At 67.6% G+C, this 1,612-nt stretch carries 3 protein-coding genes; 2 read left to right on the top strand and 1 reads right to left on the bottom strand.

The window, feature by feature from the left end; translation table 11 throughout:
* Both GL263_RS26145 and GL263_RS26150 read left to right on the top strand, forming a co-directional pair.
* On the top strand, positions 1-573 hold a 573-nt coding region (locus GL263_RS26145; protein WP_182858208.1), incomplete at its 5' end, for an HAD-IA family hydrolase.
* Positions 574-827: 254 nt separating this feature from the next.
* Positions 828-1,118: a hypothetical protein gene (locus GL263_RS26150; protein WP_182858209.1), complete on the top strand. Its 291-nt coding sequence runs from the start codon at positions 828-830 to the stop codon at positions 1,116-1,118.
* 42 nt (positions 1,119-1,160) lie between these two features.
* Here the strand turns inward: GL263_RS26150 and GL263_RS26155 are convergent.
* Positions 1,161-1,612: DUF1304 domain-containing protein (locus tag GL263_RS26155; protein ID WP_228456842.1), on the bottom strand; the 452-nt coding region annotated here is incomplete at its 5' end.

The following is a 1,612-nucleotide window of genomic DNA, read 5'->3' on the forward strand; positions in this document are numbered from 1 at the left end:
CCCGACACGGGGTGGGTCGGCCGCTGGGAGCAGCGGCTTGGGTTGCCGACGGGTGCGGTGGGCGAGCGGCTGGGGGAGGTTTGGGAGGCAGGGAGTGTCGGGGCGGTCAGCGAGCGTGAGGTGCGCGAGGAGGTGGCCGAACGTCTCCGGCTTGAGGTAGGCCAGATCGAGGCCTTCATGGCGGATCTGTGGACGGAGTATCTGGGGTCTCCGAACGAGGAATTGATCGCGTATGTGCAGAGTCTGCGGTCGCGTTGCAGGCTGGGCATCCTGAGCAACAGCTTTGTGGGTGCACGGGAGCGGGAGATCGCTGCCTACCGCTTTGACGAACTGGTCGAGCAGATCGTCTACTCCCACGAGATCGGGATCTGCAAGCCGGACCCGCGTGCGTTCCAGGTGGCCTGTGAGCGGCTGGAAGTGCGGCCGGGAGAATGTCTGTTCATTGACGACGCGGCGGCGAACGTGGAGGCCGCCCGGCGGGCGGGCATGCAGGCGCACGAGTTCAGAGACAACGCGGGAACCATCGCGCGTATCGCAGCCCATCTGGAGCCGGCTGCCGCACCCTCCGAGTGATGCCGTGTGTTCAGCCTTCGGTCCGGTTCGGGTAGCGACCTGAGGTTTGGCCGGCCGCTCGTCGCCGGTACCGGTGGCAACACGGGGTCAGGCGAGTCCGGGATGCGGCTCGTGGTGCGGATGCGGCGGGAGTGGACACGGGGGCGGGTATTCGTTGAGAGGTGGGGCAGCGTGGTGTGACTGCGTCGATGCACCTGCACTTCATCGATCGGGCTGCCACGATGGGGAGTTCGAGCAGAGAGAGGATGGTGGGTATGGCTGCGGAGAAGCGAGGTCTGAGCGGCGTCTCCAGGCTCGGACGCTGGACAGCGAGTGAGAGTGACCGGTACGTCGATGCGCGCGAACTCGTGAACCAGGTGATCGGGGTGTACAGCGGCTTGATTCACCGGGCGACCTCCGAGGAGGAGGCGGAGGCGCTGGTCTCCGCCCAGGCCGACCAGTCGCTGGTCTTGCAGCGCATGACGTTGGGCGACCCGGCGACCATCGAGCGGATCTTGAACGAGTATCCGGACCTTGTCCGTCGTCTGCGTGCAGCATCACGGTGAGGGCAACAGGCGTTCTTCCGGTCTTCCGCCACCGCGCGGACGTCAGGAGGTGAGGACGGCCAGGAGGGTGATGAGGGCGGGGACGGACTGGCCGAGGGCGCCGGACCAGAGGCGGCGGTCGGAGACGTAGAGGACGAGGCCTGCGGCGATCATGAAGAGGGACGCGTAGATCACCAGGGCGCGGCCGACGTCCGTGTGGCCCTGGTGGTAGGCGATGACACCGGCCACGGGAGCTGCGGCGAGGAAGATGTTGTAGAAGCCGACGTTGACGGTCCACAGGCGGACCTCGGGCGGGTTGCCCGGCTCGCGGGTCAGGAAGAGGCGCGCCTCGCGGCTCCGGCCGAGGACGAAGGCCTCGACCAGCCCGACCACGACGTGGATCAGGGCGGTGAGAAGGGCGAAAACCTGCGCGAGTGCGTTCACGTGCCCAGGGTGGGGCACCAGGGTGGTGGGTGCGTGGTGGGAGCGGCTGAACGGGTGCAAAGGGTGGGGGA

Source organism: Streptomyces durbertensis (assembly GCF_014156695.1).
Taxonomy (GTDB): Bacteria; Actinomycetota; Actinomycetes; order Streptomycetales; family Streptomycetaceae; genus Streptomyces; species Streptomyces durbertensis.

Bases quoted from the DNA above. Each gene is read 5' to 3' on its own strand.
- GL263_RS26150 (WP_182858209.1), top strand. From the start codon at position 828: ATGGCTGCGGAGAAGCGAGGTCTGAGCGGCGTCTCCAGGCTCGGACGC.